Origin of the sequence: Caballeronia ptereochthonis, assembly GCF_001545075.1 — a bacterium.
Lineage (GTDB): Bacteria > Pseudomonadota > Gammaproteobacteria > Burkholderiales > Burkholderiaceae > Caballeronia > Caballeronia ptereochthonis.
In genome coordinates this window covers 134,954-149,695 of the sequence record NZ_FCOB02000002.1, presented here as the reverse complement: position 1 = coordinate 149,695, position 14,742 = coordinate 134,954, and the positions used below count along the sequence as shown (strand labels likewise).

Here is a 14,742-nt window from a genome sequence, read left to right as displayed (position 1 = left end):
GTGACGCATGAACGAACAAGCCCTCGTCAAGCGGCCTTGTTCATGGCCCATGCTCAAGGTTCGCAGTCGACATCGGCGAGAAGTTCGGTCAGCTTGCGCGACGCCGTCTTCAGTTCGGGCATCAGTTTCCTGCGAATCGCCGCGCCCTCGGGCTGCAGCTCGATCGCGCCGCAGTTCAGGGACATCAACGTCTGCGCACGTCCGACGCGAATCGGCAGCGCGATGCCGTACGCATTGCGCTGATATTCGCCGATGCATACGCATACGCCGGTTCGCTTCAAATCCTCGAACGCCGCGTCGATATTGCGACGCACGGCGCCCGCGCTCTCGCCCGCCGCCTGCAGCAGTTCATCGAGGAGCGACGCGCGCCGCTGCTCCGGCAAGCCATAGAGATAAGCGCGGCCGAGCGCCGTGGATTCCATCGGCAGCAGGCATCCCACGCCGGTGCGCAAGGTCGAGATCTTCGCGCTAATGCCGCACGCGACATAAAGCATATGCAGATGATGCGGCACGGCGAGCGCCACGCAAACATCGAGCTTGTCCGCCAGTTCCTGCAGATAAGGATTCGCCGCCCGCGTGACGGGGCTCGTCTCCAGATACGCGTGACCGATGCCGAGCGCGCCCGCGCCCAGTTCGAAGAGACGCCCGCCGCCCGCGCGCCGCAGAAAGCCGATGCGGATGAGCGTCGTCGTCAGGCGCGACACCGTCGCCTTCGAAAGACCCGTGCGGCGCACGAGTTCGGCATTGGAGAGCGGGGCGCGTTCCGCATGAAACGCGCTCAACACTTCCAGGCCGCGCTCCACGGTGAGCGTGATGCTGCGTGCTTCGCCGGCGTTGCTCATGTCGGTTTCAACCTCCTGCAAAAAGCGCCTGCTGCTGCAACGACTGCGCGGCCGCGACGAGACGCCGACCCAGCTCGCGCTCGATGCGCGCCCGCCCCATGCGCGCGCTCTTGCCGATGCACGCCAGAACGAGCGGTGTCCTGTCCGCGATGACGAGCGGCGCGGCCACGATCGCGAGCTCCGCCTCCCATTCGCCGAGCGACATGCAATACCCCGCGTTATGCACCTGCGAGATGCCTTCGGTAATGCGCCGCCGGAGAAGCGGCCACTCGCGTTCCGTCTTGCGCTCGACGTTGCCGAGCAGATAGAAGCGCTCGAGCTCGGGCAACGCGGCGAGCATCGCCCAGCCCATCGGAGACGACGCGATGCGCAGGCGTGTGCCCGCGGACAGATTCAGATCCAGCGCGCCCGGTCTGCCCGCGCACGTTTCAAGGACGATCACATCGAGGCGGTCGCGCGCGCCGAGCACGACATAGCTTTCGCTGGCATCGGCGAAGGATTGCATTTCCAGCCGCGCGACCCGCTGAACGTTCGAATGCGCAATCGCGGCATAGCCGAGCGAAAGCACGGGGGCGGCCAGCCGATACTTGCGACGCTCGGGCGAATAATGCAAATAGCCAAGCGCGACGAGCGAGCGCAGCATGCGCGACACCGAAGGCGCGGGAATGCCGGTTTCGAGCACGAGCTCCTGGTTGCAAAGCCACGGCGTTTGCGGCGTGAACGCCGCCAGAATGGAAAGGCTGCGCGCGAGCGGGGCGACCATCGCCTGACCGCCGCGCTCGCGCTCTCTTGCGGGTCGTTCGCTTTCGCCCGATGCGGCTTTCGAGCCGGGCGTCGAACTCGAAGCGGCCGATTGAACCGCCTGACGCGCCTGCAGATTCATCGAGCACTCCGGGTTGTGTTGGTGACACCGTCGATAGGGTCCATTACAGAGTTCCGGTGGCGCAAGGGTCAACGAGGTCCGAAATACGTTCCGTACATTGAAAGATCATTGGCGTGTGTGGTGCGCGGCGGAATACGGGAAAACCCCTGAAACCGTGCGCCAGACCTTCCGCGCGCACGTGTCGAACTACGGAACATCATGCAAACGGCAGCGCGGGCCTGCGCGGGTCGGGCGGAAACACGTGCCATCCGCCTCCCTCGTGACGAAAGAAGCAAATCGTCACGGCGCCGGTTGCAAGCTCCGCCTCGATTCGTACGCCTCGCTTGTATCTGGAATGACGAAAGGCGCTGATGCGTGTGGGCATCGCGTGATTCGGCGGCAACCAGGTATCGAAAATATCGCGCAGGGACTTCCGGACGGCTTCCATTTCAACCTCCACTACACCGGCAATCGTGCCTTGCATTGCACGGAACGTTCACGAACAATCCTTCCATTCCGACATCATTCGAAGCGCTCCATACGCTTCGGGAAACGTCAAACCGAAGAGGCCCATTGCGTCTACATTCACGCTCACGTCCTGCGAGGAAACCGGGCGCCGTGGCTTGTGCCAGCGGCCCTTGTCGTCCGCGTGCTTCTGGTCTTCGACTTCAGCGGTCATGCTCTGTCGCTTGCCTTCATGCTGTGGCGGCGCTCACGCGGCGTCAACGCGCGCCGTACATGTGTTCCGTACATCGACTTCACTCGAACGCGCCCGCGTCGGCCAAAGCGGCGACTTTCGCTTCCGGCAACCAGCCGTCCAGTGCGGCCCGGGCGTTCTCCGTGCTCAATTCGGCAGGCGGCCGCGGCGTCGCCAGCTTCGTCCGCGAGAAGCGTGGCGCGGGTGCGGGCTGCATCACGCCAGCGACATCGATGAACGTGCCTCTCTCCTTCATGTGCGGATGCTCGTATGCCTCCTGCAAATCCAGCACCGGCGACACGCACGCATCCGTTCCCTCAAATAGAGCCAGCCATTCGCCGCGCGGCTTCGTTCTGAATCGCGCGGCGAGAATCTCCCTTGCCCTCGACCACTTGCGCGCGTCCATCTGGCTGCCGAGCGAAGCCGGGTCGATGTCGAGCCGTTCGAGCAGTTGCAGATAGAACTTCTTTTCGATCGGCGCCACCGAGAGATACTTGCCGTCCGCGCATTCGTACACTTGATAGAAGTGCGCGCCCGAGTCGAGCATGTTGCTGCCGCGCTCCGCGTTCATCATGCCCGCTTCGCGCAAGCCGACGAGCACGGTCATCAACGATGCGACACCATCGACGATCGCGGTGTCCACCACCTGCCCCACGCCCGACGCGCGCGCTTCGAATATGCCTGCGAGAAGGCCCAGCGCGAGATAAAGCGATCCGCCCGCGTAGTCGCCGATGACGTTAAGCGGGATCGAAGGCGCCTCACCGCGCGGACCAATGGCGTTCAACACGCCCGTAACGGCGATGTAGTTGAGATCATGTCCCGCGTTCTGCGCGAGCGGGCCGTCCTGTCCCCAACCCGTCACGCGGCCATAGACCAGGCGAAAATTGCGCGTCATGCAAGCGTCGGGCCCGAGGCCCAGGCGCTCGGTGACGCCCGGTCGAAAGCCTTCGATCAACGCATCCGCCTTCTCGACGAGGTCGAGCACGAGCTCGCGCCCCGCCGGGTCCTTCAGATCGACGCGAATCGACTTGCGATTCCTGAGCGCCACGTCGTACTCGATGGGACGCGGCAGGCCGTTCCCCGAAGGTTCCTTCCGATCGACGCGTATCACTGTCGCACCGAGATCGGCGAGCAGCATCGCGGCCACGGGGCCGGGGCCGATGCCCGCCAGTTCGACGATTCGCACACCCGCTAACGGTCCCACTTCGATTCCCTCCTAGATGACGCCCGCCTTGAACAGCTCATCGATCTCGCTCTTCGACAGATTCAGCAAACCGCCGTACACGGCTTCGTTCGCCGAGCCGAGCTCGGTCGCGGGCTGGTCGAACTGCGCCTTGAACTTCGAGAACTGAATCGGCATGCCCATGCCGACCGCGCCGATGTCGCCGAAACGCGGATGCTGCAGGTTCATCACCGCGCCGCTTTCGTGCAGACGCGGATCGTGCAGCACTTCATCGGGACGACGCACGCGCGCGCACGGCACCGAGCGCTTCTCGAGCAGCTCGCGAACGACTTCGTCCGACGTATGCCGCTCGGTCCAGTGCTGGATCATCGCGTTCAGTTCGGCCGCATGCTTCACGCGCGCACCGCGATGCATGAAACGCGCGTCCTCCAGCAGATGCAACTGGTCGAGCGCATCGAGCAGGCCGCGGAACCAGTCGCCATGCACCGCCGCGATAGCGACGTGACCGTCCTTCGTCGGATACACGCCGAAAGGAACGAGGCGGTCCTGGAAGTTTCCCGTGCGCATCGCGTATCCCGCCTTGCCGAACACGTCGAAGTGCTCCTCGGCGATCCACGATGCGAGGCAATCGAGCATCGACACCTTCACATGCTGTCCCTCGCCCGTCCTGCCGCGATAGATCAGCGCGGAGAGAATGCCGTTGACCGCATAGAGCGGAGCCAGTAGATCGGCGACGGGCAGGCCGCAGCGCGTGGGCGGCCCGTCGGCGACGCCGGTGACTTCCATGAGGCCGCTCAAGGCCTGCACGATGATGTCCATCCCTTTCAGGCCGGGATACGCGCTCGGTTCGCCCAGCGCCTTGATCGACGCATAGACGATCTTCGGGTTGCTCCGCTTCACGCTTTCATAGTCGACCCCCAGCCGCGCGGTGGCGCCCTCGCTCATGTTCTCGATGACGACATCGCACTGCTTCGCGAGGTTCATGAAAATCTCGCGTCCGCGTTCGCTCTTGAGATCGAGCGTGATGCTGCGCTTGTTGCGCGCGCGGTTGAGGATGGTGAGCGACACTTCGTCGTCGGCCCGCGCGCCGAAATTGATTCCGTCGCGGCCGACGAACGGCGGATTCGTGCGCGCGAGATCGCCGCCACCGGGCGCCTCGATGCGGATCACGTCCGCGCCGAGCGCGCCGAGCAACATCGAGCCGTAAGGGCCGGCGAGCGCCACCGTCATGTCGAGCACGCGAATGCCTTCGAGCGGCCTTGATATCGATTCAGCCATCTTCGTCTCCCTGAATCTCCATGCGTTCTTTTAGTAGGACTTCGGCAGACCGAGCACCTTGTTGGAGATGAAGTTCAGCACCATCTCCTGCGAGATGGGCGCGAGCCTCAACAGCCGCACCTCGCGCCACAGACGTTCGACGTGATACTCCTTCGCATACGCGAAGCCGCCGTGCGTCTGCATCGCCTGATCGCATGCGCGGTAGCCCGCATCGGCGCCGAGGAACTTCGCGGCATTGGCTTCCGCGCCGCACGGCTTGTGCGCGTCATACAGCGCGGCCGCGCGCAGCCCCATGATTTCGGCGGCCTCGAGCCGCATCCAGTTTTCCGCGAGCGGATGCGCGACCGCCTGGTTCTTGCCGATCGGCCTGTCGAAGATCACGCGCGTATTCGCATACTCGACGGCGAGATCCAGCGCTGCCCGTCCGATGCCGATCGCCTCCATGCCGACGACGATGCGCTCCGGGTTCAAGCCGTCCAGCAGATAGCGGAAGCCCTGCCCCATTTCGCCGACGACATCGTCATCCGCCACTTCGAGACCGTCGATGAACACTTCGTTCGAGTCCACCGCGGCGCGGCCCAGCTTGTCGATCACGCGCACGTCGCAATGCTTGCGGTCGAGGTCGGCGAAGAACAGCGTCATGCCGTCGAGCGGACGCGCCTCGTCGCGCGGCGACGTGCGTGCGAGCAGCAGAATCTTCGTTGCGTTCTGCCCGTTGGTCGTCCACACCTTCTGACCGTTGATGACCCAGCGGTCGCCCTTTTTCTCCGCTCGCGTGCGGATGCGCGAGGTATCCACGCCCGAAGTCGGTTCCGTCACACCGAAGGCCATCAGCATTTCGCCGCGCGCAAGCAACGGCAGATACTTGCGCTTCATCTCTTCGGAGCCGTGGCGCAGGATCGGCTGCGGCGGGAACACGTAGAAATGAATCGCCGATGCGCCGCTCATGCCTGCGCCCGAGGCGCCGATTTCGTTAAGCATCACGGCGGCTTCGGTCACGCCGAGTCCCATGCCGCCGTATTCCTCGGGCATCAGAATGCCCATCCATCCGGCTTCCGCGAAGGCCTTCACGAAGTCCCACGGATACTTCTCGTTCTTGTCGCACTCGCGCCAGTATGCGAGGTCGAATTTGCGCGCGAGCGTGCGCGCCGCGCGCCGCACGTCGTTCAGATGCGCTTCGCGTTCTTCCTGTACCGCGCTCGTCATGGTCGCCTCACTCATGGTCGTTTTCCTTGCCTACTGCGCCGGACGAAGCAGCATCAAGCCGACGCGCACTGCCTCGCACACGACTTCGTCGTGCTGGTTCAGACCGATATGCCTGAAGGTCACGATGCCCGAATCGTTGCGGCTCTTCGACAGCCGCGCGTTGACGATCTGCGTGCGCACGTGGATGGTGTCGCCGTGAAAGACCGGCTTCGGAAACTTGATCTCCTGGAAGCCGAGATTGCCGAGCGTCGTGCCGAGCGTGGTTTCCTGAACCGTCACGCCCGCGATCAGCGCGAGCAGGAACATGCTGTTCACGAGGCGCTGGCCGTAGATCGTGTTCTTGCAGTATTCGGCGTCGATATGCAGCGGCGCGCAGTTATAGGTCATTGCGGAGAAGAGGACGTTGTCCGTCTCCGTCACCGTCCGGCGAATGGCGTGCTCGATGACGAGCCCTTCCTTGCAGTCTTCAAAATAGAGTCCAGCCACGATTCACTCCTCCAGATACGTCGAGTCTTCACTTGTTGTAGGCACGCGCCAGTTCGATGATTTCCCGCGCCGTCTTCGCATGGGCGATGTCGATGTGCTCGCCGTCGTAGATCGTCGACGCACGGCCTTCCGCCTGCGCCTTGTCGAGCGCCGCGATCATGCCTTCGTAGAACGCGACTTCATCGGCTGACGGGCTATAGACTTCATTCGCCGTCGCGACATTCGACGGATGCAGCAGCAATTCGCCCGTCATGCCGAGCGCGCGGTCCTTCAGCGCGGATGCACGCAGGCCGTCCAGATCGCGCACCTGTTGCCACACGCCGCCGATCGGCAGCTTGCCCGCCGCGCGCGCGGCCATTACGGCGCGCGACTTGAAATAGAGGCTCTCGCGTCCTTCCGGCGACCAGACATAGCCGAGCGCGCGCGCCACGTCCGCGTTCTTCGCCGTCGCGCCGACCAGCGCCGATACGCGTTCGCGCAACGCGATTTCATAGGCGAAGTGCAGCGCGCGCGCCGTCTCCAGCAGCGGAACCACGCGCGTCGTGCCGATCTCCGCGCCATTGCGATACTCGGCTTCCGACAGCATCATCGACACGCAGTCGACGTCCTCCGGGCCGCACGGCTTGGAGATCACGATGCCTTCCACGTGCGGACCGACGACCGCGAGAATGTCGTCGAAGTCGTACAAGTGCGGGCTGCGATTGATCCGCACGAAGGTCCGCTGCTTCTGTTCCGCGAGCCACGCGAGCTTCGATTTGACGATCTCGCGGGCCTCCTTCTTGGCGTCCATCGGGACGCTGTCCTCCAGGTCGAGGATCAGCGCGTCGGCTTTTGAATCGATCACTTTCTCGATCCAAGTCGGCTTGTTGCCGGGAACGAACAGGAACGATCTGATCGGCTTCATCGGGGTAGGCGTCTTCATCTCCATAGTGTTCCTAACTATTTATTGTTTCAGGGTGCGCATCGGGTTCGGCACGGGAAGGGAAAAGGGGGCGCTTCGTCAGGCGCCGCGGTTATTCGAATTCCTTGGATACATGCTACGAAGAGCCGGCTCCAACAGCAATTTCGCAGTGGCGAAGCGGAGGTTCTTGTTTTGCGAATGCGCCGGGGAACGGCTTGTGGAAAAGGGTTCGCGCGCGAAGTATTCATCAGATGTTTCGGCGAAGCACGCGGAGAGAAACGCTTGGCGCGCACGCGTTCCGTAGTTCGAAAGCGGCAAGGAACGACGATGGGTTGCACGCTGTGCGCGTCACGCACGAAAGACTGAAACACGCGCATTCGAAGTACGGAACGAATGCGCGCCCCTCGTTGCCCCCGGTGCGCGCACGCTGCAACATGAGGAAGCGGCTTCGCTTGCCGCTTCATTCGCACGGAAATGCTACTCGCGAGGACGAAAATGAAACGAGGCGCGCGCCTTCCCGGTACACCTGATCCCATGCACATCTGGAGCGGCGCGGACGGATTGCGCATCGCCGGCGATTCGTGGGGCGATCCGAGTGATCCGCTCGTCGTACTGCTGCATGGCGGCGGTCAGACGCGGCATGCCTGGGGCGGCACGGGTGAATTGCTCGGCACGTCCGGCTATCACGCGGTCGCGTTCGACGCGCGCGGCCACGGCGATTCCGACTGGTCTCCCGAGGGCGACTATAGCCAGGACGCTTTCGTGCGCGATCTTCGATGTGTGCTCGACGCGCTCGGCGCGACGTGCCCGACGCTCATCGGCGCTTCGCTCGGCGGAGGCACGAGTCTCGTGTCGGTCGGGGAGGAGCACGTCGAGGCGAACGCCCTCGTGCTCGTCGATATCGTGCCCAGTACGGAAGCGGCCGGTGTCGCGCGCATACGCACGTTCATGGGACAGAAGCCCGATGGCTTCGCGTCGCTCGAGGAAGTTGCGGATGCAATCAGTGCATATCAGCCGCAGCGCCGCCGCCCGGATAATCTCGACGGCCTCGCGAAGAACGTGCGCCTGAGCGACGACGGCGTCTATCGCTGGCATTGGGACCCGCGCTTTCTCGCGTATCCGCGCGATCTCGGCGAGCGGCGTCGGCGGCTTTCCGCGAGCGCACGCAAGCTTGCGGTGCCCACGCTGCTCGTGCGCGGCGGCAGTTCGGACGTCGTCTCCGAAGAAGGCGTGCGTGAGTTCCTCGATCTCTGCCCTCAAGCGGAATACGTGAACGTCGCGCAGGCCGGCCACATGGTGGCGGGCGACCGCAACGACATCTTCGGCCATGCGACCATCGACTTTCTCGCGCGGCACGTGCCCGCATGAGCTATTCGCCGTTCACTGCGCAGGTTGCCTCCCCGCGTCCCCCCTTTCATTGACCGTCGGCTCGGCGACATGGTAGGTTTTTGTAATCGAACAAAACGACAAGAACAAGCAGACGCGCAGGAGGCGCCATGAACGGTCTCAGCATGCACATGCTCGTGCGCAGAGTGGACCTCTTCACATTGAAGCTCTTCCTTACCGCCATCGAGGAAGGGCAGATCGGCCGCGCCGCCGCGCGCGAGCACATTGCGCCATCGGCCGCCACCAAGCGCATTCAGGATCTGGAAGACCTCGCGGGCGTGAAGCTGTTCGAGCGCAATCCCAAGGGCGTGGTGCCTAGCGCGGCCGGCGAGATCTTCGCGCGCCATATCCGCGTGATGCTCGACAACCTGAACGACATGCGCCGCGAGATCACCGAGTTCGCGGACGGGGTGGGCGGCCGCGTGAGCATCAGCGCGCTGCGCATCATGATTCAGCAGTTCCTCGGCAAGGAGATCAGCAATTTCACACGGCGCTTTCCTCTGGTGAATGTCGCGCTGCGCGAAGACAGCAGCCCGAACGCGGTGCGCGCGCTGCTTGCGGGCGACGTGGACGTCGCGATATTCGTCGCCGATGATGCCGCCGGCAACGCCATGATCGACAGCATCGAGTACAAGCTCGACAGGCTCGTCGCCGTGATGCCGCTCGACCATCCGGCAAGCGCGCGTCACGCGCTCACCTTCGACGATCTCCTCGATCTCGATCTCATCAACTATCGCTCTTCCATCATGACGAAGCTTCGGCAGGTGGCGCAGCAGCGCGGCCGCGACTTGCACGTCAAGTATGAAGTCACGAGCGTGGAAGCCGCACGCAGCCTGGTAAGCGCGGGACTTGGCATCACCGTGCAGCCGGCCAGCATGTTGTCGATGGAAGACCGCGCGCAGCTTGCCACGGTATCGCTCGAAGGCGGTTGGGCGCAACGAATCTACTGCATCGGCACCTTGCATGATCATCCTCTTTCTCCGGCGGTCAAGGCGCTGATCGAACAACTGACGCTGCGCCTGGCGCCTGAGGATTTGAACGTGTCGGCCGATGCGCGGACTGCGCCTTGATGCGCTGATCCGACGTCACGCAAAACGGCCCGCGTAGGCGGGCCGCTTGCATTCCGGCGCGTGAATCACGCGCGCTAGGCCAGCGCCTTCGCTGCACGCTCCTCGGCGAGAATGCGCCGATAATGCCGCAACGACGAGAACAGCAGCCACGCGGTGATCGCCGCCGCGATCGGGCATACGATGCCGATCGAATAGCCGACCATCTTCGGATCGTGGAAAAACTTGTCCGTGACGAGCGCAATCGAAGTCGGCCCGAGTCCAAAGCCGATCAGTTGTCCGCTGAACGTGTAGAGCGCCGCAACCACGCCGCGCATCCGGCTCGGCGTGCCGCGCTGCATCGAGGCGGCCATGACGCCGGTCGGCAGGCTGGAAAAGAAGATCGCCGCCGCAGCCGCCGTCAGTGCGCCGAATGCGCCCGGCGCGAAGGGGATCGCCGCGCTCGCGACGAGCGTCGCCAGCAGCGAGAACGCGGCCGTGCGCAATGTCGCGTCTTCGTAGCCGCGCTTTTCCAGCAGCCGCGCAACCCACGGTCCGATGAGCACGCCCGCGGCGCCGAACGTCACGACGATCATCCCGAAACGAAAGCCCACCGCTGCGGGCGCGACGCCGTGAAAGCGAATCAGGAAGGACGGCAGCCACGAGGGAATGCCGAGCACGATCATGCCCAGCGTGCCGAGCGCGAGATAGATTCGCGTGTAGAACCCACGCCGCCGCCACAGGAAATCGACGGCCTCGCGAGTGGTGAACTTCCTGTCGTCCTCCACTGCGACGAGCGCCTGGGTTCGCTTGGGCTCGCGCACGGTCAGCACGATCAGCAGCGCCAGCAGGATGCCCGGCGCGCCGATCAGCACGAAAGCCATCTGCCAGACGTCGAGATTCTCGAGCAGCGGAATCTGCACGCGCACATGCCTGGCGAACGTGATGACCGCGCCGCCCGCGACCAGCGAGAAGCCGCCGCCCAGCAACGGCCCGAGCATGAAGATCGACATCGCGCGCGGCGTGCGGCGCGCGGAAAAGATGTCCGAGATGATCGACCAGCCGACAGGCAGCACACACGCCTCGCTCGCGCCCACGCCGAAGCGCGCGGCGAAAAGCTCGAAGTATGTGTCGGCACGTCCGCATAGCGCAGTGAAGATGCTCCACAGGCAGATGCCCGTGAGCAGAACATTGCGCCGGTTCGACATGTCGACCAGACGCCCGAACAAGGGCGCCGCCAGCAAGTAAGCGGATATGAACGCGAGCCCTTGAACGAGGCTCAACTGCGTATCCGATATCAGAAGCGAGCGCTTGATCGGATCGACAAGAAGGTTCAGCAATTGACGGTCGATATACGCCAGCGAAAACGACACCGTCAACATGATGAGCACGTACCACGACCGCGCGCCGTCGCGCTCGGCGAGATTATCGGCGTGAGCGTCGACGCGAACGTCTTCGCCCAGCTCGCCGGAATCGGCTGCCTGAATGATGTTCCTCACGTCTTCTCCTGAAGGCCCCGATCGTCTGCGAGGCACGTGATGCTGCTTCGTCTCTGTTGCGGATGTCGAATCATTCGAATGGATTCGGCATTGCGTCACCTGAGCGGATCGAGCCGCATGCGCTTTGTGAGCTCATTAGATGAACAATCTCTCGCGAGATCAATTCGTCGCGCTGCGTCGATCCGTACTTTGGAAATGCCGCGTCGCGTCAGAACTTGTGGCGGATCGCGACGCGAATCGCGCTCTGGTGATTCGTCGTCGATGCCGTCAATTGATTGATGGACGCGACAGCGTCCCTGCCCGTCGAATCGGTTCCGCTCGCGTGCTGATACGTGCCCACGAAATAGAGGTCCGTGCGCTTTGAGAGGAAGTAGTCGACGCCGACCGACGCCTGGTTGTAGTGCGCGCCGCCCTTGCCATCGGCGCCGTCGTTGTTCGTATAGACGTACGCCGCACCGACGAGCAATGCCGGCGTGATCTGATACTTCGCGTTGACTTCGACGTTGTTGAACTTCGCCGTCCCGCTGATGCCGCCCGCGGGAACCGGACCGGACGACGTGTCGCCGAGATCGCGGAACTGCGTGTTCGAATACGTGGCACCGAGCGTGAATGCGCCGAACGTATAGGCCGCGCCCGCGCCGATCACCTGCAGCGTGCGCGCCGACGCGTAGCCGGATATCACCGGCGACGACCCGAAGTTCGAACCCGGCACGCCGCCCACCGTAGGCGCAACGGTGCCTCCATCGCCGTAGAACGACGTATTCGGGTTGCGCACATTGAGGTAGCCGACGCCTGCATAGAGCGGACCTTGCGAATAGTTCGCGCCCACCGACCAGATCTGATTGCGCCCCACGCTTCCGGGCACGCCGCCCAACGAATAGACGCCGCTTGCCGTCACGCCGTGGAACGTCGGGCTCGTGTATTTGATCGCGTTGTTGGTGCGGTTCGTATTGTTGAAGTTGTCGTTGTCGGAGGGATGCGCGGCCATGTACCCACCCCATTGATCGCCGACTTCCAGAATGCCGAGATTGTCGACGACGGAATCGTATTGCCGCCCGAGGGTGAACGTGCCGTACGGACTCGTCACTCCGACATACGCTTGTCGCCCGAAGCCCAATCCGCCTTGCCCGAGCTTTCCGGTGTTGATGTCGAAGCCGTTCTCGAGCACGAAGATCGCACCGAATCCCCCGCCGAGATCTTCCTGCCCGCGAAGGCCCCAGCGGCTTCCGTTCAGCACGCCGCTGGTCAGATTGTAGAGATGACTGCCGCCCGCGTTGCTGTTGTAGTTGAACCCTTCGTCCAGAATCCCGTATAGCCGTACGCTGCTCTGTCCATAAGCCGCGCCGCTGACGAATCCTGCCGCCGCGCAAAGCGCAATCGCCTTTCTCATCGAATGTCTCCAAAGTTGTTTTGAGTTTATTTGCAGCAAAAGTCTGGCTAATTCGCTTCGTATGTCTAATCTTCCAGCAATGAGAGAGGCTCTGTACAAACCTCTTTCAGCCATGAAGCGGACTTCCGCGCGCCATGTCGTCGCAACGCTTCGCCATTAGATTGCCGGTGTCACACACCGTCAATGCAATGCGCTGGTCGAATCCGTACTTCGAAAGCCGTGTCATTTCAGAGCCCGTCATACGCGTGATGACCCTTACGGGTTCCCCCGCATCGGGCACGCGCAGGCATCGGGTCGGGAGGAAGTATGATGAGCGAACGACCAACCATCCCGCTCCAGCCCCATGCTCCCGTCAGGTGACTCGTACGAAGCCGTCGCATCGCAATTCGAATGGCGCATTCCCGCGCGCTACAACATCGCACAGGACGTGTGTGACAAATGGGCGGATGGCTCGGACCGTCTTGCGCTCATCGTCGAGGCCGCCGACGCTTCGCAGAAGCGCTATACCTTCGACGACCTCAAACGCCTCTCCAACCGCTTCGCCAATGCAATGAAAGCGCAGGGCGTCACGCGCGGCGATCGCGTCGCCATCTTCGTGCGGCAGTCGGTCGAGGCGGCGATCGCGCATGTCGCGGCGTATCGGATGGGCTGCATCGCCGTGCCGCTGTTTGCGCTCTTCGGCATGGACGCGATCGAGTTCCGTCTCGCGCATTCGGGCGCGAGGGCCGTTATCACCGACGCGGAAGGCGCCGCGAAAATCGCGCAGATCCGCGGCGCATTGCCCGACCTGCATCACGTCTTTACCACCGACGCGAATTTCTGGCCCGCCATCGAAGCCGCGTCCGACGATGAAACCCTCGTCGACACCGCCGCCGACGATCCGGCCGTCGTCATCTACACGTCGGGCACGACGGGCAAGCCGAAGGGCGCGCTGCACGGGCATCGCATCCTGCTCGGACATCTGCCGGGCGTGGAGATGTCGCAGCAATGCTTTCCGCTCGACGCCACGCTGTTCTGGACGCCTGCGGACTGGGCGTGGATCGGCGGGCTGTTCGATGTGCTCATGCCGTCGTGGCATCACGGCGTTCCGGTGCTCGCGCGCCGTTTCGACAAGTTCGACGGCGAATCCGCGTTCGAACTGCTCGCGCGCAACAAGGTAAGCCATACGTTCCTGCCGCCGACCGCGCTCAAGATGATGCGCGCGACGCCCGGTGCGAACCGCGAAGGCCTCGCGCTGTGCTCGGTAGCGAGCGGCGGCGAATCGCTCGGGGAAGAGCTGCTGTCGTGGGGGCGCGCGATGCTCGGCGTCACGATCAACGAGTTCTACGGACAGACCGAGTGCAACATGGTGCTGTCGTCGTGCGAGAAATGGTTCGAGCCGCGCAACGGGTCGATCGGCAAGGCGGTGCCGGGGCATCGCGTGGCGATCGTCGACGACAATGGCGTGCCGCTGCCCAACGGAACGCCAGGTCATATTGCGATCGAAAAGCCCGATCCGGTGATGTTCCTCGGCTACTGGCGCGACGAAGCCGCGACCGCACATAAGTTTCGCGGCGACTTCCTGCTGACGGGCGACCTCGGCACGCTCGACGACGATGGCTTCTTCCGCTTCATCGGCCGCGACGACGACGTCATCACGAGCGCGGGCTACCGCATCGGGCCAGGACCGATCGAGGACTGTCTGATCCGGCATCCGGCCGTGCGCTTCGCGGCGGCGATCGGCGTGCCGGATGCGAAGCGCACGGAGATCGTGTGCGCGGTCGTCGTGCTCAACGATGGCTTCGAACCCGGCGATGCGCTGGTCCGCGAATTGCAGGAACATGTGCGCACACGGCTCGCGGCGCACGAATATCCGCGCGAAGTGCGCTTCGTCTCCGAACTGCCCATGACTGCGACGGGCAAGGTCATTCGCAAGTCGCTGCGCGCGCAGTTCACGCCGGGGACGAACTAGACCGTCGCTGTGCAG

General features: G+C 63.6%; 14 protein-coding genes. 3 read left to right on the top strand and 11 right to left on the bottom strand.

The window, feature by feature from the left end:
* Positions 1–53 precede the first annotated feature (53 nt).
* The 9 genes from AWB83_RS02675 to AWB83_RS02640 form a co-directional block, all read right to left on the bottom strand.
* Complete coding sequence (locus tag AWB83_RS02675; RefSeq protein ID WP_087042702.1) at positions 54–842, bottom strand: IclR family transcriptional regulator; 789 nt, start codon at positions 840–842, stop codon at positions 54–56.
* Positions 843–849: 7 nt separating this feature from the next.
* On the bottom strand, positions 850–1,725 hold the full coding sequence (locus tag AWB83_RS02670) for an IclR family transcriptional regulator (RefSeq protein WP_087042701.1): 876 nt from the start codon (positions 1,723–1,725) through the stop codon (positions 850–852).
* 196 nt (positions 1,726–1,921) lie between these two features.
* Positions 1,922–2,188, bottom strand: a complete 267-nt coding sequence (locus AWB83_RS02665; RefSeq protein ID WP_244197542.1) for a hypothetical protein — start codon at positions 2,186–2,188, stop codon at positions 1,922–1,924.
* A gap of 12 nt (positions 2,189–2,200) precedes the next feature.
* Positions 2,201–2,383, bottom strand: coding sequence for a hypothetical protein (locus tag AWB83_RS35935; RefSeq protein ID WP_143750003.1), 183 nt, complete (start codon positions 2,381–2,383; stop codon positions 2,201–2,203).
* Positions 2,384–2,462: 79 nt separating this feature from the next.
* The gene (locus AWB83_RS02660) at positions 2,463–3,605 is read right to left on the bottom strand and encodes a CaiB/BaiF CoA transferase family protein (protein ID WP_087042699.1); all 1,143 of its coding nucleotides are present in this window, start codon (positions 3,603–3,605) and stop codon (positions 2,463–2,465) included.
* A 12-nt stretch (positions 3,606–3,617) separates the two neighbouring features.
* Positions 3,618–4,862 (bottom strand): CaiB/BaiF CoA transferase family protein, encoded by a 1,245-nt coding sequence (locus tag AWB83_RS02655; protein ID WP_087042698.1) that lies wholly within the window; start codon positions 4,860–4,862, stop codon positions 3,618–3,620.
* Between the two features lie 30 nt (positions 4,863–4,892).
* Positions 4,893–6,083, bottom strand: a complete 1,191-nt coding sequence (locus tag AWB83_RS02650; RefSeq protein WP_244197541.1) for an acyl-CoA dehydrogenase family protein — start codon at positions 6,081–6,083, stop codon at positions 4,893–4,895.
* Positions 6,084–6,098: 15 nt separating this feature from the next.
* Entirely contained in the window at positions 6,099–6,554 is a 456-nt protein-coding gene (locus tag AWB83_RS02645; protein WP_087042697.1) for a MaoC family dehydratase, read from the bottom strand.
* Positions 6,555–6,582: 28 nt separating this feature from the next.
* Entirely contained in the window at positions 6,583–7,476 is an 894-nt protein-coding gene (locus tag AWB83_RS02640) for an HpcH/HpaI aldolase/citrate lyase family protein (RefSeq protein ID WP_167389051.1), read from the bottom strand.
* 474 nt (positions 7,477–7,950) lie between these two features.
* Between AWB83_RS02640 and AWB83_RS02635 the strand changes: the two genes are divergently transcribed.
* Positions 7,951–8,823, top strand: coding sequence for an alpha/beta fold hydrolase (locus tag AWB83_RS02635; RefSeq protein ID WP_087042696.1), 873 nt, complete (start codon positions 7,951–7,953; stop codon positions 8,821–8,823).
* A gap of 128 nt (positions 8,824–8,951) precedes the next feature.
* A complete protein-coding gene (locus tag AWB83_RS02630) occupies positions 8,952–9,911 on the top strand; it encodes a LysR family transcriptional regulator (protein ID WP_087042695.1) in 960 nt (319 codons plus the stop codon).
* Between the two features lie 74 nt (positions 9,912–9,985).
* Here AWB83_RS02630 and AWB83_RS02625 read toward each other — a convergent pair whose 3' ends face one another.
* Together AWB83_RS02625 and AWB83_RS02620 are read right to left on the bottom strand one after the other, a co-directional pair.
* Entirely contained in the window at positions 9,986–11,386 is a 1,401-nt protein-coding gene (locus AWB83_RS02625) for an MFS transporter (protein WP_244197540.1), read from the bottom strand.
* Between the two features lie 208 nt (positions 11,387–11,594).
* On the bottom strand, positions 11,595–12,776 hold the full coding sequence (locus AWB83_RS02620) for a porin (RefSeq protein WP_087042694.1): 1,182 nt from the start codon (positions 12,774–12,776) through the stop codon (positions 11,595–11,597).
* Between the two features lie 343 nt (positions 12,777–13,119).
* On the opposite strand from AWB83_RS02620, the gene AWB83_RS02615 reads away from it, so the two are divergent.
* The gene (locus AWB83_RS02615) at positions 13,120–14,727 is read left to right on the top strand and encodes an acyl-CoA synthetase (RefSeq protein ID WP_087042693.1); all 1,608 of its coding nucleotides are present in this window, start codon (positions 13,120–13,122) and stop codon (positions 14,725–14,727) included.
* The last annotated feature ends 15 nt before the right edge of the window (positions 14,728–14,742 follow it).